Annotated in this window: 15 protein-coding genes; 7 read left to right on the top strand and 8 right to left on the bottom strand. The window is 43.1% G+C overall.

The annotated features are described in order from the left end of the window. The first annotated feature begins 85 nt into the window (after positions 1–85). The 4 genes from ACWJAO_RS04430 (at position 86) to ACWJAO_RS04445 (ending at position 3,975) form a co-directional block, all read left to right on the top strand. The gene (locus ACWJAO_RS04430; protein ID WP_233904483.1) at positions 86–247 is read left to right on the top strand and encodes a hypothetical protein; all 162 of its coding nucleotides are present in this window, start codon (positions 86–88) and stop codon (positions 245–247) included. 663 nt (positions 248–910) lie between these two features. Beyond that, positions 911–1,297, top strand: coding sequence for a LytTR family DNA-binding domain-containing protein (locus tag ACWJAO_RS04435; protein ID WP_233401181.1), 387 nt, complete (start codon positions 911–913; stop codon positions 1,295–1,297). Positions 1,298–1,409: 112 nt separating this feature from the next. Next, a complete protein-coding gene (locus ACWJAO_RS04440; protein WP_217313919.1) occupies positions 1,410–3,464 on the top strand; it encodes a TonB-dependent receptor in 2,055 nt (684 codons plus the stop codon). Continuing rightward, on the top strand, positions 3,445–3,975 hold the full coding sequence (locus ACWJAO_RS04445; protein ID WP_118064803.1) for a hypothetical protein: 531 nt from the start codon (positions 3,445–3,447) through the stop codon (positions 3,973–3,975). The genes ACWJAO_RS04440 and ACWJAO_RS04445 overlap by 20 nt, the downstream gene beginning before the upstream one ends. A gap of 135 nt (positions 3,976–4,110) precedes the next feature. Here the strand turns inward: ACWJAO_RS04445 and ACWJAO_RS04450 are convergent, their stop codons facing one another. Further along, positions 4,111–6,009 carry a GH32 C-terminal domain-containing protein gene (locus ACWJAO_RS04450; protein ID WP_449139398.1) on the bottom strand — a complete coding sequence of 633 codons (1,899 nt, stop codon included), beginning with the start codon at positions 6,007–6,009 and terminating at the stop codon, positions 4,111–4,113. Between the two features lie 128 nt (positions 6,010–6,137). Next, entirely contained in the window at positions 6,138–8,438 is a 2,301-nt protein-coding gene (locus ACWJAO_RS04455; protein ID WP_449139399.1) for a TonB-dependent receptor, read from the bottom strand. A 534-nt stretch (positions 8,439–8,972) separates the two neighbouring features. On the opposite strand from ACWJAO_RS04455, the gene ACWJAO_RS04460 reads away from it, so the two are divergent. Then, a complete protein-coding gene (locus ACWJAO_RS04460; protein ID WP_449139400.1) occupies positions 8,973–9,383 on the top strand; it encodes an FMN-binding protein in 411 nt (136 codons plus the stop codon). 32 nt (positions 9,384–9,415) lie between these two features. Beyond that, a complete protein-coding gene (locus ACWJAO_RS04465; RefSeq protein WP_449139401.1) occupies positions 9,416–10,537 on the top strand; it encodes an FMN-binding protein in 1,122 nt (373 codons plus the stop codon). Positions 10,538–10,608: 71 nt separating this feature from the next. Here the strand turns inward: ACWJAO_RS04465 and ACWJAO_RS04470 are convergent, their stop codons facing one another. From ACWJAO_RS04470 to ACWJAO_RS04490, 5 genes are all read right to left on the bottom strand, one after another. Then, a complete protein-coding gene (locus tag ACWJAO_RS04470; RefSeq protein ID WP_449139402.1) occupies positions 10,609–13,422 on the bottom strand; it encodes a M16 family metallopeptidase in 2,814 nt (937 codons plus the stop codon). A 31-nt stretch (positions 13,423–13,453) separates the two neighbouring features. Beyond that, complete coding sequence (locus tag ACWJAO_RS04475; protein WP_449139403.1) at positions 13,454–14,689, bottom strand: DUF4876 domain-containing protein; 1,236 nt, start codon at positions 14,687–14,689, stop codon at positions 13,454–13,456. Positions 14,690–14,726: 37 nt separating this feature from the next. Continuing rightward, positions 14,727–16,145 (bottom strand): DUF6850 family outer membrane beta-barrel protein, encoded by a 1,419-nt coding sequence (locus ACWJAO_RS04480; protein WP_449139404.1) that lies wholly within the window; start codon positions 16,143–16,145, stop codon positions 14,727–14,729. Positions 16,146–16,244: 99 nt separating this feature from the next. After that, positions 16,245–16,622 (bottom strand): hypothetical protein, encoded by a 378-nt coding sequence (locus ACWJAO_RS04485; RefSeq protein ID WP_449139405.1) that lies wholly within the window; start codon positions 16,620–16,622, stop codon positions 16,245–16,247. Further along, positions 16,619–19,339, bottom strand: coding sequence for a TonB-dependent receptor (locus tag ACWJAO_RS04490; RefSeq protein ID WP_449139406.1), 2,721 nt, complete (start codon positions 19,337–19,339; stop codon positions 16,619–16,621). The genes ACWJAO_RS04485 and ACWJAO_RS04490 overlap by 4 nt, the downstream gene beginning before the upstream one ends. Positions 19,340–20,498: 1,159 nt before the next feature. Here ACWJAO_RS04490 and dinB point away from each other — a divergent pair. Beyond that, on the top strand, positions 20,499–21,617 hold the full coding sequence (gene dinB, locus ACWJAO_RS04495; RefSeq protein ID WP_449139407.1) for a DNA polymerase IV: 1,119 nt from the start codon (positions 20,499–20,501) through the stop codon (positions 21,615–21,617). A 399-nt stretch (positions 21,618–22,016) separates the two neighbouring features. Here dinB and ACWJAO_RS04500 read toward each other — a convergent pair whose 3' ends face one another. Next, positions 22,017–24,824 (bottom strand): hybrid sensor histidine kinase/response regulator transcription factor, encoded by a 2,808-nt coding sequence (locus tag ACWJAO_RS04500; protein ID WP_449139408.1) that lies wholly within the window; start codon positions 24,822–24,824, stop codon positions 22,017–22,019. Positions 24,825–24,962: the final 138 nt, after the last annotated feature.

A 24,962-nucleotide genomic window follows, 5' to 3' on the forward strand; every position in this document is an offset into this window, starting at 1 on the left:
GGCAGGGCAGACGCATTAAATTGCGCTGCCCTGAGGCTTTCTTGCATCGTTATAATTACTTCCTTGCATCGTTATAATTGCTTCCTTGCATCATATAAGTTGCGTTATTGTTATCATCCATCTCACCCTTGCCAATTCGCAAGGCGAGGTATGTGATGAGGAAGAGGCTATCTATTACACCTTCGGACCTGGGAAGGCGCAGAAAGTTACAGATGTCATCAAGAAAAAAAGTCCTGAGACATCATAAGAAAATGCTTCATTACCAAAATAAACGTCTCCAAAAGTTCGTTTCTCAAATTTTATTTGTACTTTTGCAGTGTCATTCAGAACTTTGTTTTATTTTTACAGCACGATAATAAACAAAATGTCTGGATATGGCAAGCATCCCGGTGCACCAACAGAGTAGCTTAGGTACACCCTGATAAAGAAGATAAATGATAGTGCTGCGTTAATTAAATAAATCAGATTCAACATGTCGTTTCTAACTCGAACATATCCTTTTAAACAGAGTAAACACTTGCTAAAAGATAGTAGCATATTTGGCTTCATCATTTGGGTAATTTTATATTTTCTGCAGCCATTTGGACTCTGCTTATATCAAGGTAACAAATGCTTTGTTGCTACATTATTCGGACTGGTAACTTTTGGATGCCACATAACATACGCTGCAACGATATTGAAGTATTTGCATCAAACTATCAAGCCCTGGCGTATCTGGCATGAAGGAGTAGCTATACTCGGACTGATTTTCATCATTGCCTTCGGTAATTTCCTCCTATTCTCATACTTGTTTCATTATACGATTACATTCAGTCTGTTTCTCTTGTTTCTAAATTGGACTATTATCATAGGCATATTTCTTACGACATTATCTATCGGAATGCAATACAACAGAACATTACGAGAGAGAATGGAAGAGTTGTTGCGCAATACAACAAAGGAACAGGAAGAAGTATCTATTACCATCCATGATACTAACGTAAGAGGAAACGATCTGTCGATTGCCATCAACGATCTACTTTATATCGAAGCACAGAAAAACAATGTATCCGTCTGTTTTCTAAAAGAAGGTAATGTTGTTGCTGTTGATATCCATACAACACTAACCCATGCTCTTGAAGAGTTGAAAGAGTTTGAGAACATTTTCCAATGTCACCGTTCTTTTGCTGTCAATGTGAATAATATCACTTCGGCACGAGGCAACTCAAATGGTTATCAACTGACTCTCGGAAATTGCACAAACATCATACCCGTTTCCCGAAGATTTGTGCCCAAATTAAAGACTTATCTTACATAGTTATTTGTCCTTCAACTTAGTTATTCGGCATCTTAACTAGCTTTCTATCATAAGTTTTAGTTGTATATCCTAAGAATTTGGTAACTCCAGTTTCATGCAGTATCTTTGCGGCATGAAACATCGAATAATACATATCGCATTGCTGCTGACTTCAGTCTGCAACCTGGCTGCACAGACCATCATATCAGGCATGGTAAAAAGCGGTCAGGAACCGCTTGCTGGTGCCAATGTTTTCATCATGGGCACAATTGATGGATGCCTGACAGATTCTCTGGGCAGGTTTTCCTTTTCCACATCAAAAACCGGAGAAGCGTCTATCAAGATTACCATGATTGGTTTTGAAGAATATATGCAGACTACAGATGCCTGCAAGTTACATAATCTTTCTATCCAAATGAAAGAAAAAGCTACGGCAATCCAAGAAGTTGTAATATCTGCCAGCACTTACAGTTTCGGGAAAAGTGACAACTTCAAGACTATGGATGCCTTAGATATTGTGATGGCAGGTAATTCATGCGGGGACATTGTTGCAGCCCTGCAAACTTTACCCGGCACTCAAAAAGTGGGAGAAAATGGAAAGCTCTATGTCCGTGGTGGAGAAAGCGAAGAATGCCAGACTTTCATTAACGGAATGCACGTCCTTGTTCCATATAGTACAAACACAGAAAATACTGCTGTACGTGGACGATTCTCTCCTTTTATATTTAAAGGTATCAACTTTTCTCTTGGTGGATATAGCGGAGAATATGGACAAGCACTTTCCTCCGTTCTCCCTATGGAAACATCAGATGCTGCAACAAGTGACAAATATGGAGTCAGCGCATCATTGGTTGACTGGAACATCGGTGGCACCAAGGCATATTCCCACAGCAGCTTATCCTTTAATGCCGCACTAACAAGTTTGGGAATCTACAATCAGTTATTTTCAGAAAGGCTTGATTTCAACAAGCCTTATCTAAAACTATCTGGCGAATCACAATACAAGAATGAGTTCCGAAATGCCGGAATATTGAAAACATACGTTGGCTATGATTTTACATCTGTAGGACAGCATATAGACAACCAAAACCTTTCGCTCAAAGAGAATAATATCTATGCCAACACAACCTATAAGGCACAGTGGGGTGCTGGCTACACGCTCTTTTGTGGTATGGCAAGCTCATCGGTATTCAACGATATAGAAGATGCGAAGATTGCTGGTGACCGATATTACAACTTCAGGAATGAGATACATCTGAAAACAGGAATACGCAAAATTTGCTCGGATGCACTAAAAATATCGGCAGGAATGGAGGACTATCAGCGAAACAGCCTCATGGAGTACGAAAACGATTGCTACAAGTTGGATTATAATATTCTTGCTGCTCATATTGATGCCCAATGGAGGATGATGCCCCATGTGTTCCTGAATATTTCGACAAGGACAGAATATATGGCTCATGCCAACTGGCTGTTTATGCCAAGGGCTACACTATGTTATATTCCTAACAAGAATTTTCAGCTTTCATTTGCTACCGGTCGGTATAGCCAGACTCCAGAAGATGACTATCTTGCAACAAACAAGAAATCTCTTGGACAAAGTACGGCAGATCATGCTATCCTATCCATACAATATAAGTCGCCTGGTACACTCATACGAATAGAACCCTACTGGAAAAAATATCAGCGATTGCCTTTATGGGAAAAGGGTATTTACCAACCGAAAGGATATGGAAAGAGTAAAGGTATAGACATTTTTGTAGAAGAGCATTCGCTTTTCAAACATCTGACCACAGCATTTTCATATTCCTACAACGATTCCAAGCGATTCTATCACGAATACACAGAAGAGCGAATACCTGACTACGCCTCAAGGCATAATCTGAGATTGACAGCAAAATATTCATTCGGCAAAGCAATCATTGGGCTGACTGAATCGTATGCAAGCGGACGTCATTTTCTGATTGGCAAGACACCACATTATAATAGCGTAGATATAAACCTTACTTATCTGCTAAGTCCCAAGGTCATTATCTATTCTTCTCTGAACAACATCCTCGGCCGTACAAACATTTTCGGATATAATACTAACGGACGTTCGATAGTTCCTTCTAGAGACAGATTTTTATATATAGGCATATTTGTTTCACTTAAAAATAATAAAGCATATGACATTTCAAACTTTTAAACGATTCGTATTGATGTCTGTCTTCTTCATGACAACATCTGTAGTTATCTATGCCCAGCAATCCACAATGCAGGGGCTTATCGGACAGTCGCTTGCTAAACTTCAGCAACCGACATCAGAGAGCATACTTAATTGTATTGCAGAGATGAAGCGTATTGATGATATGTTTCCTGATAGCATCCAGCCCAAGTTTCAGATAGCTTTGCAAAGTCTCAATTATTCCGTGATGAATCCGCATGCTCCACAAACAGAAAATCTTCTAAAAGAGACAGAAGAAACTATTGCCAAGATGGAGAATATAAAGCATGCTGACCCGTCTGACATCTGTACCCTTCGCGGTTTTCTTTATATGGTACGCATCGTACAGAACCCTGGGCAAAACGGTCAACGCTATTATCTGGAAGTGATGCAGGATTACGAGAAAGCTCTCAAACTCAACCCTGATAATCAACTGGCCAAACAATTGCAGCAAAAGTTTTTTGAGGGAATGAAACTGCAAACCGGTAAATAAGAAACAGAGGTTGTTTTATCCACGGACAATCTCCCCTGAGTCCCAAAAAAGAGTCGCAACCTAAAATATTATCAGGTTGCGACTCATTACTATTTACATTTAAACCTACAATTCGACCATACAATATCTACGTGATTACAAACCAAGTTTGTGAACCTTCAGGTTCTTGAACTCTGCCTTGCCACCCTGGGTGTAAAGCTTCACATTCTCGTATGGAGCTACAGGGAAGACGAGGTTGGTCATGGCGATGCGACCGCCATCAACGAAGAGCTCTACTGATGACTTATCTACGAAGATATCAACATGATAGGTCTTCTTGCCATCCTCGCAAAGGCTCAATGGTGCCCAAGTCGCCAGAGCGAAATCGTTCTTGTAGTTGATGGAGTTGGTGATGCGGGCTGGCTCCTTGCCTTCTGCTGCACGCTGCTTGTCCCAAGCCAACTCAATATCGTGAGGAACAGCCTGCTTGCCGAAATCGGTCAAACCGCTCTCTGTTCTATCCATTACCACCTTACCCTGCTTCATATCGAAGTAAATCATGGTGCGCTCACGCTTGTTGTTTGAAATCTCAATACCTGCAATGCCGTTGGCATCTGGAGTTACATCAGCCTCAATCTCGAAGGCACCCTCCATATTGGCTGCAACGCCCTTCAAATCCTTGGTATCTGCTACAGAAGCATCAGCCAGATTCTTGGTATCTTTTCTCAAGGCATAAACCTCAGGAGCTACATCCTCAGAAATATAGTACTTGCCATTCTTCTCGTAAAGCTTCAACTCTCTTGGCAAGCCGTTGGCACCACGATTCTGCTTGAACGGAGTGAGGTTGGCATACTGCCAGTTGCTCATCCAGGTGATTCCCAATACTCGGTCGCCTGTGTTAGAGAAGGTAACGGTGGCGTAATGATCCTTACCCCAATCGAGCCACTTCACATCGTGGGCATCAGGACAGGTGAAGTTCTTGCCGTCGAAATCGCCTACGAAATACTCGGTAGCGCTGCCACCAAACCAGCAACCTGGGTTGATATTCATCGTCATCACCCACTTCATCTTCTTCTTATCACCATTTACAGGCAACTGGAAGAAATCTGGGCACTCATACTGGCATGGCTGCTGACCCAAACCCTTGCCGAAAGCACTTACGTAAGTCCACTTCTTCAAGTTCTTTGACTTATAGAAACGGGTTTCCTTATCGGCAGAAACAATCATGTACCAGCACTTTCCCTTCTCATACCAGAATACCTTAGGGTCGCGGAAGTCCTTCAAACCATCGAATGGAGTCAACACTGGGTTGCCCTCGTACTTGGTGAAGGTGCGGCCATTGTCGTTGCTGTAGGCGATGCACTGCACCTCATCGGGGTTCACGCTGTGGTTGGTATAGATAGCGATGATGGCATCCTTGCCAAAACCAGCAGTATTCTTCTTATCTACTACAGAACTACCAGAGAAGATATGACCTACTGGGTCGCGGGCGATGGCTGGATCGAGATGTTCCCAATGAACCAGGTCCTTGCTTACAGCATGGCCCCAGTGCATGTTGCCCCACTTGCTTCCGTATGGGTTATACTGGAAGTAGAGATGATACTCACCATCCTTATACACCATACCGTTAGGGTCGTTCATCCAACCGTAGAGCGGAGTGAAGTGATAAGATGGGCGATAGTAATCGGTATTGGTTGTATCGAATGTATTGCTGAGCTTGAGCAAGCTGAGTGCCAACGCATCTTTCTTCAAACCGAGAATCTTGACGGTAGCGGTCTTACCCTTGCCCAAGGCAAATGGCACGAAGTAATCAGAACCATTCTGAGCCAGGCGAACGTCCATCCAGGTATCATCCTTAGAGCCTGTATCGAGCAAAACCTGAGCCTCATCCTTCTCTTCCTGGATAGGGAGAAGAAGATACTTGGTAGGATTCTCCACCTTGATGATAGTAGTATCACCCTTGTGTTCGATGTTCATCTTCTGTGCAAAAGCAGAAGTTGTAGCTGATGCCATCAACATGAGGCAGGCAGCCTTCATCATATTGTTTGTTCTCATTGTTTTATTATTGTTAATTGTAATTGCTTATATATATAGAACGTAGCTTTGTTTTTGTTATTAACGACAGCCCTATACCTTTTTATATATAGGGACTGTCGATAATGTTTATAGAAGACTTAAATCGCTTAGAACTTCAGCGAAGCTGTAAATTCTACAGTGAATGGACGGAGATAGCTACCCGTCATAATCTGATTCTTGATGCCCTTAGCCTCATCCTTGGTAATCAGCTCGGCACCTGCGATACTACCCTTGGCACCAGTCTGGTTGAGGAAGTTGACTACGGTGCAGCCGAGAGCCAGACGCTTGGTTGCCTGCCAGTTCAAACCTCCGAAGGTCTCCCAGTGACCATTGAAGTAATATGCCTCGTTGATGTTGGCGTAGGTCTTGCTGAAGTAACGGAAGCTGGTCCAGAGCTTGATGTCCTTGGTAATCATGTAGCTTGGGTCCAACTCGATGAGAATCTGAGGAATCTCTGCTACGATATTGCCTGTGGCGTTGATTTTGCCGATTTCACCATCACTGAAGGTGACGCTGGTTTCATACTTCTTGTAAGTTGGCTTCTGATAAGTGAAGAGAAAGTGGAAATCGAATCCCTTGAATGGATGAGCCACAGCATCGGTTGTCCATCCCCATGTCTGGATATCGTAAGACATTGGAGCTGCCTTGATTTCACTGCCATGCTGCAGGTTGAGAGTTGTATTGTTGTTGGTCTTTGAGATATAAGAGAACAACGATGTCAAGCTCAACCATGAGTTGTTGTAGTAGATACCTGCACGACCGAGTGGCACAGAAATCTTATCTACGTTTGGCAATGTAGCTGGAGCGAAAGCCTCGAACTTAGGATGCTGCACGATGTAAGTGAAATCGCCAGTGAAGCCGAAGTTATCGGTCAACTTATAAGTTGCTGCTACTGAGAAATCGTAGTTGATCCAGTTGTAACTCAAGTCTGCCGGAACAATCTTAGTCTTATCTGGTGCCGTAGTACCGAGATAGTAATCGGCAAAGCGACCTACGAATTCACCATTAGCATTCTTCACTGCAGCGTTTTCACCCTTCAGCTTCTGCCACTCCAGACGGGCACCATAGTAGAGGTTCAACTTACTGGTAACATCCCAATCGTGAGTGAAGTAGAGAGCCAGCTTGTTTTCGCTTCCCTTGTAATACTCAGAGGCGTTCTTGTTGAAATCGTAGAAGTAGCTGTCGCGCTGGTTGGCATCCCAAACACGAAGAGCATAGCTTCCATCAGCAGGAACACTCTGATCATACATGGTTGTATTTGAGCAATAATCAATATGGTAGAACCACTCGTTCACGCCAAGACGGAAGGTGGAAGTACTGAATTTCTTGCTAAGCTCGGTGGTGAAGAGAGCCTCATCAATCTTACCGGCATTGAGACATGACATACGGGTCTGGATGTACTGACCGTTGTAAGCCTTGGTCTGTCCGTCGATGTCGCGATACATATAATTATATACGCCCTGATTAGCAGCGCTCTTCAAATCGATGATAGACATTGGACTCTGGTAAACCATCGCACCACGAGAGTGATCGTACTTCAAGGTTGACTTCCAGTTCAAGCCATTATCAAAACGGTAGCTGTTCATCAGAGTTACCTCGCTTGCCTTGTTCAGACAGGCATCGTAGAGAGATGTCTGCTCCAGTTCGCCGGTACGCATATTGCGATAAGTCATCTCGTTATCGATAGGAAGATAAGAGGTGGTACCGAGCTTGAAGTCGCCATACTCCTTTACGCTTCCATCGCCTACATAGATGAATGGAGCACTTTGGGTAGCGTAGTTATACACGTTGTGGCTGTTGGCATACTTATACATGGCTGTAAACTCGCCACGGTTGCCGTTATACTTCTTGGTGAGGAGTGCCTTGTAAATCTGAGTGCGGTCCTGGTAAGGAGTAGACTTGATCTTGAAAGTTCCCGGGTCGAAATCCTGATACATATTAAAGCTGTAGTACCAGTCCTTGCCCAAATCACCATTCATATTCAGAGAGAATTCCTGCAATCCGAAGTGATTGCTCTTATAGTTCAGTGTACCATTGAATCCCTTCTGACCCTTCTGGGTGAAAGAGTTCACGGCATAACCGATATTACCGGTAGTGATGGCAGTCTCGGCAATCTTGAGCAAACCCTGATGGCTCAAACTTGCATCGCCACGCCAGATGGTATTGACAGAATGAGGATTGGTAGCGTAAGTAACAGGCAGACCATTCTCCAATACGTTGACATCGGCAGAAGGCAAACCTATCTGAATCTCACGAGGACCATTCGCACTGGCTGCATTAAGCATCACATTACGGTTACCCTCTTCCTTAGCACTTGAATTATCATCCTGTGCAAAAGCTGCTGTAACATTTACCAATGAAAGTGCAAGCATCATAGCTGCGCTCTTTCCATTTAATAAGTTGTTCATACTTAAAATGTTTAATTTGTTAGCGTTATTGTTTTGATTTTCTGCTGCAAAAGTACATAAAGGTCTGAACAGCGGCTTTAAAAATCATTTCATCGAATAAAAAATTCCGTTCATTGTAACATAATTGCTATTACACGAACGGAATTTCACACTTTTCTGCGGTGTAGCTAATACTTTTCTTCTTCTCTACTATTTATTATATATGAGACCACTTGAAAAAGTGGGTTCTATTTAAATTAAGCGAAAACTTGGGCAGTTATATTCTGCCCTTGGCGTTAACTAACTCTGGCGAATAGTTAGTGCTCATTAGTTGATCAATTTTCTCTTATCACGCACAGAAACAACAAGGTTTTTCTAGCTTTTTTGATATTTGGATGAGATTTGGGAAGACAGATTCTGCCACCATTGCAATGGAAGGTTCATTCTCGTCATTGGAAGGGCTATACCTAAAAATGATGATTTTTCTATAGGGTCTTGTATATTACAGAATAATTGTGTAATTTTGCATTCTATTATAGAAATATCAACACAATTATGAAAAAAAGAATATTCATTTTAGCAGCCTTACTGAGCACAGGATTGATTGGTAGCATGACTGCAACAACCAAAAGTTCTCATTCAGAGATTATGACGAAAGAAGCAGATGGCAGTTACATTATCAACACCACTACTTTGGGTAAAGATGTAAGGGGATTTCGTGGCAACACCCCTCTCTCCATCCACATCAAGAAAGGAAAGATTGTTGATATCAAACCGCTTGCCAACCAGGAAACTCCCAAATTCTTCAATAAAGTAAAACAGGGTTTGCTCAACAAATGGAACGGCATGAAAGCCAGCAAGGCAGCTACGGTCCAAGTAGATGGTGTTACGGGAGCCACTTTCTCCAGCAAAGCAGTTAAAGAAAACGTGAAACGCGGTATTGCATATTACCTGAAACATAAATAAGAGAAAACAGGAAAGAAAGGATTAAGTGTAATATGAAATCATTTTTCCGGATAAAACAGGTTGTAAGTCTTTTCATTTGTCTGGTTGTTGTTTCATCACTTGCCATCACAAAACATCAAGAACTGTTTGGGTACTCTTTCAAATCTGAACAGAAGGCAGAAACTGCAAACAACGACACGCTACGCATGCTTGGAAACGGAAGAGCAGAGATTAATACTTCTGTTCTAGCATCCAACATCATGGGATATGGAGGAAAGGTTCCACTCAAAATAGTAATCAGGAATGGCGTTGTAGAAAACATCATTGCATTAAAGAATGATGAGACCAAGGAATTCTTTGACAATGCCTCTACTCTGTTTGAAAAATGGAAAGGGAAAACGATAGACAAAGCTATGGATATGAAGGTGGATGCTGTCACAGGTGCTACTTTCTCATCCAAAGCTATCATCGGAAACATGCATCAGGGACTTCTGTATGCTAAAGCGCATTTAGCGACTGAAGAATCAGAAAATGGTAGCAGCAGTTTAAGTCCTTCCGAAAACAACAGCTCTTCCCTGTTCTCTCTCAGAAACATCATAGGGATAGCTGTTGTCCTGATGGCAGCCATTCTGCCATTGTTTATCAAGAACAGAAGATACCATTTCTGTCAACTGATACTGAATGTCATTGTGCTCGGCTTCTGGTGTGGTACCTGCCTTTCTTATACCTTCCTGCTGGGCTTTGCAGCCCATGGCATGGAAATCTCGGGCAGCATCATCGCGATTGTCATGCTGGTAACAGCTTTCATCTATCCGCTCTTCGGCAAGAAGTCGCATTACTGTACCCACGTCTGTCCCTATGGCTCTCTGCAACAGATAGCTGGCAGATGCGTGAAATACAAGTTAAAAATGAGACCCTCTACTATAAAACGGCTTGATAAGCTTCGCAAGATGATATGGGCATTATTGATGATATGTATATGGGGAGGAGTTTGGAGCGAATGGACTGATTTTGAACCATTCTCGGCATTTATTTTCCATTCTGCCTCATGGATAGTGATTGTGATTGCGCTTCTTTTCATCGCAATATCCTTTGTAATCACACGTCCCTACTGTCGTTTTGTATGTCCAATGGGAACTTTAATAAAGTTCTCACAAACTTCTATCGTAAAATGAAAAGTCCCGGCATGAGATAGCTTGCAGCTATTCTCTTGCCGGGTCTTTCTTTTAATGAAATATTCGAATTACTACTCTGACAACATTGTAACCTCTATCCGATGATTCTGTTTGAGCAGAGTCTGTGCCATCTGCTGCACCTCTTCAGAAGTAAGAGAATCCAACATCTTACAGTAATCTTTATCAAAATCAGCCACATCTTCCAACTCATGCCAGATAACATAGCTCCAGTAGTCGTTGGTGATCATCATCTGCTGGTATTGTTTTTTCAGATATTTCTTCACCTTATCAATACTGCTGGCTAAAGGCCCCTTATCTGCGATGTTCTGAAGTTGCTGATAGATAATTGGATTCAGCTCTTCATAACGTTTCGGATCACTCTTGTAGGTAATGCGAAGTAAGGCATTTGGAAGGGCATCCTTCTCTAGATTGAAACTGACTCCTACTCCATAGGTACCTCCCTTCTCCTCTCTTACAGAATCAGTATAGGCAATCTGCAACACACGAGTCAGTACATCCAGCACCAGATCGTTCTTTGGCGAGAACGGTACGTTACCCGAATAGAATACGCTCACGTTGGCAAGGGGAGTTTCCTGCTGATGAACAAACTTTACCTTTTCGTTCTTCATAACAATCTGCGGAACGTTTTTCTTGTCTGTCTCCTCCTTCTTATAGGTCGAAGGCAAGGTAGCCAGATACTGACAGAGTAAAGGACGAAGTTCTGCCATGTCTATCTTTCCGATGAAAACGGTTTTGAAATTGCTGGCATCGCTGAAGCGTTCACGATAGATTTCCATAATGCGCCCGTAATCAGCCTTGGCAAGAACCTCACCGGTGACAGGAGCCATACGCAGGTTATGGTCATAGAGAACGGCAGAAAGGGAGTCATTGTAAACCACCTTGGAACTTGCATTACGGTTTTTCAGAAATGACAGCGTTCGATTCTTCAAACCCTCAAATGCCACATTGTCTTTACGAGGTGCCAGGAAATAAAGGTGTGCCAGCTGGAGCATGGTTTCCATATCCTTTACAGAAGATGAGCCTGCTATACGCTGGCCTTCACTACTGATGGATGGAGTCAGCCTGATTGACTTTCCTGCCAAAGCCTTACGCAAAGCAGTAGCTGAAAAGTCGCCTACACCCGCTTCTGTGATGGCACTTGTCAAGAGAGAGAAATTAGGAATATCCCCGTTTCCGTAAAGTGAGGTTCCACCTTCAGCGCGCATGCTCATCATTACCTGGTCTGCCTGATAGTCGGTAGGTTTTACGTAAACCTTCATACCATTACTGAGCGTAATCTCTGTCATGCCAAACTTGCCGTATGGTTTTTCAGACACAATCTTGCCCGGTTTTGGCAAGGCAGACATCAGCGTAGAAGGAATCTTTTCCTCCTGATATGGTTCATATTGCTTCTTCTGGGCAGCAAGTACCGTAGCTTCTATTTCTGATTCTGAAGGAATAACAAATCCTTCCTTATCAGGGCCATACATCACAAATACCTGGTTTTTATCCGTAATGATGTTACCTACAGACTGATTAACCTCAGCCAGGGTTACTTCACCATCAAACTGCTTTACCAGTTGCAGATTATAGGCTGGAGTAAGGATAGGCTCTCCTTCAAGGAAATGATCCACACACTGGCTTACGTAATGGCTGTTGCGATAGTCCTTCTCCATCTTTAATTTTCGTTCTGCCGCATTGAGATAGAGTTTCTTGGCACGTTCCAGTTCACTCTCTGTAAAACCATGCTGGCGGGCACGCTCTACTTCGCCCACAGCCTCGGAGATACCACCGAGTACGTGATCCTGCTTGCAGCTGATGCTCATACTGAAGGCATCCTTGGTTCGGGAAACAAAAAAAGCACCATTCCTTACGGTAGCACTCATGAATGGAGGATTTGCCACCTGTTTCTTTTCTGAGAGACGACCATTGAGCATGTAAGTGATGAGTCCGCTTACATAATCATCACGCTGATACTTTACCTGGCTCTTTTCGCTGTCAGGAGTGGCATCGGTTTTCATGTAGAGATGGCCGATGATAATAGGCTGCTCCTTGTCCTTCTCAATGGCAACTATCATCTTGTCGTTGTCATTTACGGGATAATAGACACGCTCGGCAGGATTCTTATGGGCTTTGATCTTACCGAAAAGTTTCTGGATTTTCTTCTCCATCATATCCACATCGAAGTCGCCCACAACCACGATGGCCTGAAGATCAGGCCTGTACCACTTCTGATAATAGTCGCGCAAATCTCTGTAAGGAAAGTTATCAACAACATCCATACTGCCGATAGGCATACAATCTTCATATTTGCTTCCCTTGTAGATTTTTGGCATCACATTCTCCATCATGCGCTGCATGGCCATACCGGTACGCCGGTTTCTCCACTCTTCATGAATAACACCACGTTCCTTGTCTATCTCCTTAGGTTCGAGATTGATATACTGGCTCCAGTCGTTGAGTACCAGAAGGCAGGAATCGATAATGCCCTCACGCTTGACAGGAGCTGAACCGATGTGATAGACTGTCTGATCTACAGATGTATAGGCATTCAGGTTGGCACCAAACTTAACACCAATGGTTTCACACCAAGGCACGATTCCCAACTTCTTCCCCTTGCCAGGGAAATGTTTGGTACCATTAAAAGCCATGTGCTCCAGAAAATGAGCCAGTCCACGCTGACGGGGTTCCTCTAGGATGGAACCTACGCGCTGGGCAATATAGAAGTCGGCAAGGCCTGCCTCTTTATTATTATGTCGTATATAGTAAGTCAGTCCATTCTTCAACTTGCCCTGTCGCACGGAAGTGTCCTGCTCCACAGTCTGAGCAAACAACGAAGCAGGAAACAAAGAGAGAAGGAATAATCCTAAAAACTGATTCTTCATAAATCTTCTTTTTAAAATTATACAAGAATGCCTATTTCTTCAGGAAAGAGGCTGTTGCATCTGATTCGAAATCATTGGTAGAATTATTGGTATCAACCCATTTGCCATCAGCATCCTTCTTACGGATTACCGACTTGCCGTAGCGGTTTTCATCTTTGTCTACCTGACCACAATGAGCCCATCCTGCATCAAGGTTTGCAGATACCAGATTCCATTGCCACATAGATGCAATAGAAAGATTAACCGCATCCAGTATCCAGGAATTAGGAACCTTGATACAGTTCTTTGCTGTCATATGATAAGCATTACCCTTCACTTCCATCACATAGCTGGCATCGTAAGTATTCTCTTCGAGATACTTCTCCTTATCGCCATGCATACGGGCAATGGCATAAGTCTTGAATCCACGGTTATGCAAAGAGAAATAGGTAAATGAATAGCAATACCATTTATCCAGATTAGGAACACTGGCATTGTCATCGTCTGTGAAGCGTGGATTTGAACTCTCATCATAGAATTCGTAATCAGCTTTACTTAAATCAAATGAAGCTGAGTTTGCTTCTGTATGATTCTTGGCATTCAATGCCAAAACAAGTGATTTGCCTGGTTCTACTGCAACTTCCGTACCCTTTCCTGGAATCATATAGATAGCATCTACCGTCATAGCTTCGTTCATGATATCCGGATTATAATCATATTTTGATACTGTGAGGAACTTAGATTCCAGAACCGCTATACTGTCTGCATAGAGCGTAACATCAGAATTATTGGAAAGAATGAAATACTGGTCATCAGAATACTGCTTTCCTTCTGGAGTAAGCGTACCCGTGAAGAAAATCTCTGAGATAACGAAACCTCCCTTAGCATTGAATGTGTTCACAGCCAACTTGACTTGGGCATTGCCGGATTTTACACTCACATTCTCGCTCTTCTGATTGATTTTACTGCTACCGGCAATACCATCCTTAGTAAAACTCAGGTCACCGCTGATGGCAACATTGTATGTTCCTTCAGGCACATCGGCAAGAGATGCCATAAAGCTACCATTTTTTTCCTGGAACTGTTCCTGGATAAACGTTTCATTGGTAGTTACATTGGTAAAAACCGCTTTGGCATTGGAGAGAACTATATTCTCCAGTCCCAATGGCATTTCAATACTCAATGACACAGGAGTGGTAACTACTTTGTCATTATTGTCGCTACAAGAGGTGAAAGTCAATGCCAACACCGAAAGCAACATCATACTCTTTAAAATTAACTTTTTCATTTTTCTACTTTTAGTTACATTAATACTATATTATACTTTAGAATGTGATACCAAGAGCCAAATGCAGATGGTGCTGGTGTTCGTTTTCAGAACAAGTTATCCAATCTCCACCTAATTCGGCAAACAAGCCGATCTGTGAGCCTGATAGCCGATAATCACTACGTATCTTAGCAGAGAGCATTCCATAGCCTGCTTTTTCAAACTGGTACTGATGATTGATCATGTCCTGGAACGAAGCCTTCATATTGGCATAAGGCATGACGATACCAGAACTGACATTACCATAATAGGCTGCCGCCATGTCCACAGTAAGGGCCACAGTTCGGGAGAGACTGCGCATCCACTGTCCACCCAATCTTCCATAGATTTTAGCTGCCTCCATTTTACGCTCAGGATAGACATATCGCTCACGATTGCTCCAATATCCGATCTTTCCATTCAAGCACCATGTACCAGAGCCACTCTCCCATCCATAAAGTCCTCTGAGATAGGTATCTATAAGATAATTCTTATACATCGTAAGTTTACCGATAATAGGATAATATTGGGCAGAGGACTTGCCAATGATGTTTTCATCACCACTACGTCTGACAAAAACAAGGTTTCCATCTACGGCTGCCTGACGGGTCCCTCCCATGTGCTTCCATCCCAAGGAGACTTCTGCAGAATGATAAAACAACTGGGTTAAGGGTACGGAATTCAAATCGGCAAGCATACGTTTATATTGCCGTCTCCAAAGCTTGGCATGACCATAAAAACCAGTTTCGTCCAGAGGATTGGCATCCAGATTTATTCCATATCCTCCACCTTTATAATATAAGGTGCGTTTATCTCCGGAGAAACGACTGTATTCTGTTCCCAATCCTGTCATTTGAAATTCAGGTATAACGCCCAGTTCCCGATAGAAATCCACATCATTGGTCTGCTTGTATACATTCCCTTCTAGAGCGGCAGCCCACTGGTATTTCCCGAGATCATAGGCAGTACCAAGGCGTAGGGTCAGATCTGTGACAATACCTCGCATTCTCGGGTCCACATCCCGATATTCATGTTCTGCTCTGAAAATCGCTTCAATACCGAGTTGGAATTTCCCCTTGCTAACAGCATATCCGCCCTGAAAACCATACCGTTCACGATGTGTGTCACCTCCTAGAGTATCTGCCAGAATATAAGGATTCAGCAAATCATAATCAGAAGAAGAATTCCAGCTGACCTGATATTGCTTTCCCGTCATGTAAGATGCTGCTCCCCAAGCAGAAGAGTGGTTGCTCAAGCGAAGAAAGGTCTCAGCCTTGGCCTCAGAGAGGAAATGCCCTGTTCCCTTCTGCAGTACAAAGGGAGCAGATTGATGCAGGTAATCCATCTGGACATACACTTCAGAATAAGGCAGCGTGAGACTAAGCCCATGAATGGCGGGATTTTGCCATGCTGTCTCCTTCTGCCAGTTTTTCCACATAGCATGATGCTCTATCCTGGCAGAATCTGTTACTGCAGACCTTCCAGTAAGCCAAGACACACAGCACAGAAATAATATGAAATATCTCTTCTTCATGATTTACATCCAAATTATGTTCAACATCGCTTCATTATGTCCTTCCTTTTCCAATCCCACATAATCGGTACTTGCCCTGAACATCCTGATGTAGGTTTTACCTGAAGCGTCATGATACTGGGCAGTACCCTCTACCAGGATAGCATAAGAACCCCGAAGAATACTGGCTCTGGCTATATTCCCTTCAAATGATGATACAGTGAAAACCTGGGTTGTATTCAGATTGGTAAGACTTACCGTACCCTGGACCCTGTCGAGCACGATATCCGTTTCTCCCTGCAACACGATGGCAGCTTCGGCAAACAGGGAATCTTCATCCTGATGACAGGAGGAAATGATAAAACCACAGGTCATCATACATATAATCAACAATCTCTTCATATCTTTACATTCATTTCTAATCCAAAATAGGGAGTTACATGACGGCGGATCGTTACTCCATTGTTTTCATATTCGGGAGTATAATCCAACAGTTTGTTGCAGAACAGAGCTACATTCAGTTTCTCATCAAAGAGTTTCTTTGTTACCTTGAAATTGACATTCATGGCAAAAGGTACTCGGTATTTGAGATAATAGCTGTCGTTATAATCCCTGACCAGATACCTGAGATAAGCATCATTTTCATCACCTGCTTTCCACTCATGCATCACACCGTCATTATCCATATAGCTGGTAGGATAATTACTCACCTCTTTACTCTGTTTCAGCGTATACCATAGGCATTGGGCGGATATTGAGAAGCCCAACTTCAACTTGGGGACATCCGTATCTAACGTGAAATTGGTATTGAGCATTTCATTCATATTGCCTCCATCATGTTCATAATACCCCACATACTGTATCTGCTTACTGCCGATAACAGCACTTGGGCGATAAGTCTCTACCACAGAATTACGATAAACCGTGCGGAACCATGCCCCATTGATGGTGAGTCTGGTGAACAGTTTTTCTATTCTTCGGGTAGCAAAGGTGTATTCCACTCCCCGTTTGAGAGTCTGACTGCCATTGGTGTAATAACTGTAGCCCCTCAGTTCCTTACGTTCCTCAAAGGGTAATCCTTCCAAAGAAGGTGGAGCCGACAGTGCATCGGCATCAATTCCCGATGCATCATACCACCTATATATATAGGGAGCATAAGCCGTTTGCAAACGGAAGCCTGAAGTCATATTCTCCCTGAAGAGTGTGACAGACAATCGATTGCCTCCTATATTGATGTCAGTACTCACCTCCCATTTGAAATTACGTGCTGGCTTCAGATTCTGATTGGTTGCATCTATCACATACGTCATCAGGTTGATACGGCGATACGCTGGATTCGTATGGTAATAATTCAGCTGGGTTAAGTCCAGATATACAGGATCAGGATAAAGCTGTTCCAAAGTAGGCATTTTGGTATGTTCACCTATTCCACCTGCTATTCTGATAAATGATGGTAGCTTGCCAATATTGAATTTCGGAAAAGTCAAGCCGAGATTGATACGGGGATCCCAGAAAAACTTACCATGTATCTCATAATTATCGGGCAGATTCAACATCTGCGTACCTCTTATACCGGCTACCAGTTCAAGAGAATGACCAGCAAAAGGCAATGTCAACTGTTCCTCAGCATAAATTCCCCACTGTTGGTTGGAGGGTATTGAAGAAAGATTTCGGGGACGGCATGACATGGAACCTGCATAAAGAGGGCGGGTTACATCATAAATCTGCCCCCGTCCTTTATTCTTGTCGTAATTCCAATCGGTGCCTAACAGCAAGGTATTGGAAACCACAAGAGAAGGAACCTGGAATTTACCATTGACCTTAGCATAAAGATTGAGCGGCTTTCCTTCTACATCATGATAAGCCACATATTTATAGGGAAGAATGACTCCATCATGAACCCCTTGTGTAGTTGCTGTAGCTGCCACAGTCTGGCGGGTCAGCTGTACCAGTTTGGTTCGCTTGATAAGGTCATACTCATAAGAGGCTGACAAAGTCAGATCCAGCGACTTAAACCAAATGCGTTTCTTGGGAGCGAGACTTACATGTGAATTAAACGCATATTTATTATACTGGGACTTATAAGAATCCTCTGCCTGATTATTGAGATCCGGATCAACTTTATCATTATCAAAAGAACCGGTATAATCGAGATTGGACGAAATCTTCCAGCGGTAAAGATCTGTTAACCAAGTTTTTCCGAACCGGGCAGAAAACGTCAGTCTCCTGTAATTTTCAAGCCGGTTTCTTGGATCCGCCTTCGCATCGAGGTAATCAACACTGAGATTGAGGGTCATCTGATGAGGAGTCCATTCCAATCCTTTTGCAAGATAAAAGAGTTTGCTGCCCATATCTGCTTTCAGACGGGCATTCCAGTCATTTCCACCCTTCCTGCGTTCTATTTTCACCAGACCACTTGTCAAATCGCCATATTCTACTGATGGAATGCCACGTACCACCTCTACTTTCTCGATATCATCGGTAGAGATGCTACGCATATCCACTCCGGCATTCATATTTTCTCTGGATGTTGTTGCTGCATCCCAAGCCCCAGCCACATATTGCATATTGGCATTGGTACTGATGGGAGCTCCATCTACTACAAAACTCGTTCCGAGGGAAGTGGTAGTATATCCTGAAGGATTTCCGGCTTCCCGAATACGAATCGTATTAGGGCTACTCAAATCCGGATCTTTGGAACGCCCACCAGGCAACAGTTCGAGAATGTCCGCAAAACTTGAAGGCTGAAGATGCTCCATGGCATGCTTCTCGATAACAGAAGCAGAAGCCAGACTCTTGGACTCCTGAGCTGTAACCACTACTTCACCCACAGACTTGATTTCCGGTTCCATTTCATAGAGAGCCTGGTTTAACTTACCTAAATAGTTTTTGTATCCTATATAAGTAATCTTAAGAGATTTACCTGCATTGGCTGCATCTATGGAAAATCGCCCGTTAATATCAGTGATAGCTGCCACTTTCTGAGAACTACCCACATACACGACAGCACCGATAATCGCTTCATGAGAATCTTTGTCCACAACTTTGCCAGACATAGATTGCGCCTTTCCCATCAGACTCACCTCAAAAAGCATCATAAGCAATAGGATATGTTTCATACTGAACTTTTAACTTATTTTTTTGGGTGCAAAGATACGACAAAATTAAATTGTTCACAATACCTAAAAATAGGTAATATATGTATCAGTAAATGTACATTCATATAATACTAATAGATAAAATCAACAACACAAAACTTACTTAATCTTCAAGACCACAGCTTCCCATGGTCTCAATTTCAAGCTTTCACCTTCTACGGCAAGCTTTTCTTTATCTTTATATAAAAGTTACTGACTATTTGCCACTTACGCTGTGCTAAGATACGAATAATATTGAAAATACGCAAATTTGAAAGTTCGAGTTGTAGCAGCTCCCCAAAGTGGCTTACGTAATGTTTAAAAGAGGCTTACTTGAAATCCACAAAAGACTCACTTGATGGTGGCAGGACGTAGCTGAAAATGCGTCGCGACGTAGCTTACGCTGCATCGCGACGCGTCGGTTGTTACGTCGGGACGTATCAGATGCCGCATCGGGACGTAATTTCAACGGTTTCGTCTAAGACATTACGGAAAAGCTATGGAATTCACCATGCATTGAACCGAATACTACTAAAAAACAATGGAAATAGCTAAGTATAGAACCGAAAACAAGTATTTTTGCGCAATACTTCCTGTCTTTTTGCCTCTAAAACACCTGAATATCTCCATTTTATGGCAATTATATGGCAGATAAAGTCCAAATACAGAGAATTGCCATAGCCTTAATATACTTATAATCTGACAGTTAGTTGTAAGATATGGCAACATGGCAATTCTTGCAATAAAAAACAATCACAACAGACTATTAAGAACGCATTATGATGTACTTGAGTTAATGAGGTCAAGTGCTTGAGTTAATGAGTTCAAGTGCTTGAATCAGCTTACTAAAGTGGCTGAGTGAGCTTACTAAAGTAACTGAGTTAGCATATTCAATCGGCTTTGTAAGCTATCGGAGACGTCTCAATGAATGAACGGAGACGACTCAATAAGCTATCGGAGACGACTCTGGAAGCAGACACAGATAGCTTCATTGGCTAACGCAAGTACTTGCGATGACCAACGCAGCCTGTTGCGATGGGCGACGAAGGCTGATACCCGAAAACGTTAAGGAACAATAAAAAACTGTTTAGATTTTGTGGTAACGCATCTTTTTTGTACTTTTGAGGAAAATAAGGCAAGAATGACAGAGCGCAAGATTATACATATCGACATGGATGCCTTCTTTGCGGCAGTAGAGCAAAGAGACAATCCGGAACTTCGGGGCAAACCAGTAGCGGTTGGCTTCGACGGACCTCGTGGTGTGGTTTCTACAGCTAGCTATGAGGCAAGGAAGTATGGCGTTCACTCGGCGCAATCCATCGCTCAAGCCAAACAGCGCTGCCCTAACCTCATTATCGTGCCCTGCCGGCATGATTATTATGCTAAAATATCCCATCAGATACATCAGATATTCCAGGAATATACCGATCTCATCGAACCTATCTCCATTGATGAGGCCTTTCTTGATGTAACACAGAATAAGAAAGGGATAGAACTGGCTGTGGATATTGCCAAGGAGATAAAGGCTCGCATCAAGGAGGCTACAGGGCTTACTGCCTCGGCAGGCATCAGCTACTGCAAGTTTCTCGCCAAAGTGGCTTCTGACTATCGCAAACCGGATGGCATCTGCACCATTCATCCCGACAAGGCGCTCGATTTCATTGCCCAGCTTCCTGTAGAGGATTTCTGGGGCGTGGGCAAGAAAACACTGCAAAAGATGCATTTCATGGGTATCTTCAACGGAGCTGACCTGAGGAAAGTATCCGAAGAACATCTGGTAGAAGTGTTCGGAAAAGCCGGACACATCTTCTATGATTTTGCAAGAGGGATAGACGAACGGCCGGTCATCACCTACCGGGAACGGAAATCGGTAGGCTGCGAACAGACTTTCCTGGAAGATATCTATGCCAAATCGGCTGTGATTATCGAATTGTATCATACTGTACTCGAACTGCTGGAGCGCATCGCCAAAAGCGGTTTCGAAGGAAGGACCCTGACGCTGAAGGTGAAGTTTGCCGATTTTACCCAGATAACACGAAGCATCTCACAAGAAAAGGTTCTGAAAAAGAAGGATGATATTCTACCTCTTGCCAAACGGCTACTGAAACAGGTAGATTACTCCTCGGCGCATCCCATCCGCCTGCTTGGTCTATCCGTAAGCAATGCCTCAACAGAAGAAGCCAGGAAGCAAGATAAAGAGAACAGCAGTTTCAAGCCCGAATACAAAGAACTGGAACTGGAATTCGAAGATTGGGAATAAAAAGTGTAGGAAAGGGCGGTACTGTATAGAATCTCTTTAAAAGAAAACCAGACAAAATGCGAAAAGCAGCTGTCAGACATCACGTCTACAGCTGCTTTTTCTCATTACTAGTTATTTCCCAAAACAAAACTTTTAACCTTAAAGAAAACTACCAACCTTAATGAATACTCAATCCTATAACCTTAAAACATAAACCTATGAAAATGCAACTATTTCTGCATGAAACAATTTATAAACTTCTAAACTCTGGTGCAAAGGTAGTAAGTTTCGGTGAAACCTAGGTACAATTATCGTTCAAATAGTGACAAAAATGATACAATGTACTTTTTATACTAGTAATTGAACGATTTTTATCCATAGATTCATAGATTTTACACTTCAGGCATAGCGTATTTCTCTCTATTTCACCATATTACCTACATCACCAGGTAACATTCCATACTCTTCCTTGAAACATTTTGTGAAGTAAGATGGTGCAGAGAAACCTACTTCATAGGCAACTTCGGATACACTCATGCTACGGGTTTCGAGCAAACGCTTAGCCTTGGCAAGGCGGGCCTTACGGAGCAAGTCGACAACAGAAGAGCCTGTCATCGCCTTCACCTTACGATAAAGCTGCACACGGCTTAAGCCAATCTGCTGTCCCATATCCTCGACTCCAAACTCGCTATCAGAAAGGTTCTGCTGGATAATGGCTTGAAGCTGCTTGAGGAACTGCTTGTCACGGTCTTCCAGATGAGACTCAGAAATCTCCTTCTCTGCCTCCTGCGAACCCTGATAAAGATGTTTCAGAAGCTGACGCTGTCGCAAAAGATTCTCGATACGAGCGAGAAGCACCTTGCTGTGGAATGGTTTGGTAATATAGGAATCAGCTCCATGCTCATAACCCTCAGCGCGATGCTCCTCCAGGTTCTTCGCCGTGAGCATAATAACAGGGATATGAGAGGTTGCCGTATTCGTCTTCAGCTGTTCAGTAAACTCCAATCCGTCCATAACAGGCATCATCACATCGCAGATTACCAGGTCAGGTACCTCTTTTATAGCTACGGATAATCCCTCTTTACCATCAGCGGCCTCAAGAACAATATACTCATCCTGCAAAAGCGTACGCTCATACTGACGGATATCGGTATTATCATCAATAACCAGAACTGTAGGGCGATTGGTATTCTCACTAACCAACTGCTGTACTTTTCCACGACTTCTGTCTCCATCGTCAATATATTGCAAAACTGTCTCATCTACCACATTCTTACCATCTGGCGTATAAGCATTTACAGAGTTATCCACAATATCCACATCATTGTGGATAACTTGAGAATCACACTCCTGTTCACGAGGAATTACAACGATAAAATCAGAGCCCTTACCCAGTTCGCTCTCTACCCTAGCTTCACCATGATGCAACTCAACAAATGATTTTACCAGAGCCAGACCGATACCCGTACCGCTGGCAGCACCCTTAGCCTGGAAGAAGCGTTCAAAGATCTTATCAGCCTCATCCTGCGAGATACCCTTGCCCGTATCTCTCACGTCAAGACGGAGATTGGCACCTTCATCTTTCAACGATACAAAGATTTCGCCACCAGCAGGCGTATATTTCAAGGCATTGCTCAACAGATTGAACACGATACGGGAAATCTTCTCCTGATCGGCAATCATTTCATGGCTGCCTTTCAAGTCATTCGCATCCAGATGCAGACTGATCTGCTTGCGTTCGGCAGTAAGCTGGAAGTCGCTCACCCACATCGCCAAGGTCTTCACAATGTCGAAGCGATAGAGTTTCAACTCCATCTTGCCGTTCTGAATCTTACGGAAATCAAGAATGTTACTTACCAACTGTTGGAGGGCAAGTGCGTTACGCTGCACCATCTTCAAGAGTTCGCGGCTCTTGCCCTTGATGCCGGTATCTTCAAGCAGCATCTCTACCGGGTCGGCAATCAGGGTTAAAGGCGTGCGAAGTTCATGACTGATATTGGTAAAGAACACCAGACGGGAATGAGTGAGTTCCAAGACCTCCTCATTCAATCGTTTCAACTCCTCATTCTTTTCACCCAATTCTACATTCAGTCGCTTCAGTTCGCCATTGGTTTTAGCCAATTTTTCGTTCAGTTTTACCTTTACCAGATAACCTCTGAAAATCAAAGCCGCCGCTGCAAGGCAAACAAAGAGGAACAGGCCCAGACCAATAAGCATGATTTTCTGAGCGTTATAATCAGACAGATACCGGTCTACCTGCTTATGCAAAGTCTTCAGATTGCGTGCCTGGCGCTCGGCATCCCTAGCCTCCATCAAGGTAAGATCTGCATTTGCCTGGGTTATGATAGAAGTGCTCAGATAATTATCGCGTTCATAAGGCTGATGCTTCAATATCTTCATGGCAAGTGCTATAACCTCATCACCCTTGGTAGGATAAAGATAAGAGGCTTCGAAAATACCATCGCGTACAAGTTCCAGACCACCGCCTTCGGTTGCCATGCCGTCTACTCCGGTATACTTATAATTACGCTTTACACCCATCTGTCGGGCAGCAACATAAGCACCCCAGGCAAGACGGTCGTTGTGAGCAAAGACATAATCAAAGTCCTGTGTCTGTTTCAAGATACGTTTCATTGCCTGGATTCCACCCTCTTCCTTCCAGTTTCCTCCCTCCGAGGCTACAACCTGTAACCCAGGATAAGGCTTGATAGCATCCATAAAACCACGATGGCGCTCCAGAGCAGGCGAAGAACCTTCTAAACCGCTGATTTCAACGATGCGCCCCTTACCCTGAAGCTGCTGGGCGATAAAAGTTCCCATCGACTTACCTATCGTATAGTTATCGCATCCGATAAAAGCCGTATACTTATCAGAATTGGTCTTCCTGTCATAGAGAATCACAGGAATACCTTTATCGTAAGCACGCTCTACAGCCTTGGATATAGCACTCAACTGGTTAGGCGATACTATCAGCAAATCTACCCCCTCATCGATAAACTGGTTAACCTGCTTATTCTGCAACACACTATTATCGTTGGAAGAAGCCAGTTTCACGATAAGCGAATCATTGAGATACTCGCCCATCTTGAGTTCATTATTCAGTTTATCGCGCCAGATATCTTCCGAACACTGGGATACGCCAATGACATACTTCCTGGGCTGCTGAGCACAACCGGTCAGCAACACGATGAAAGCTACATATATAATAAGGTGTAAGTTACGTTTCATACGGCTTATACAATTTCTATGTTTATAAGGTAGAGACATTCTAAAATGCCTCAAAATAAGACTTAACGCTGCAAATTTACAATTTTTTTTTGAATATTTCCCCCTTTGGTCAGTTTTTTACAAATATCGGTCTAAAAT

This window comes from Segatella sp. (assembly GCF_977051555.1).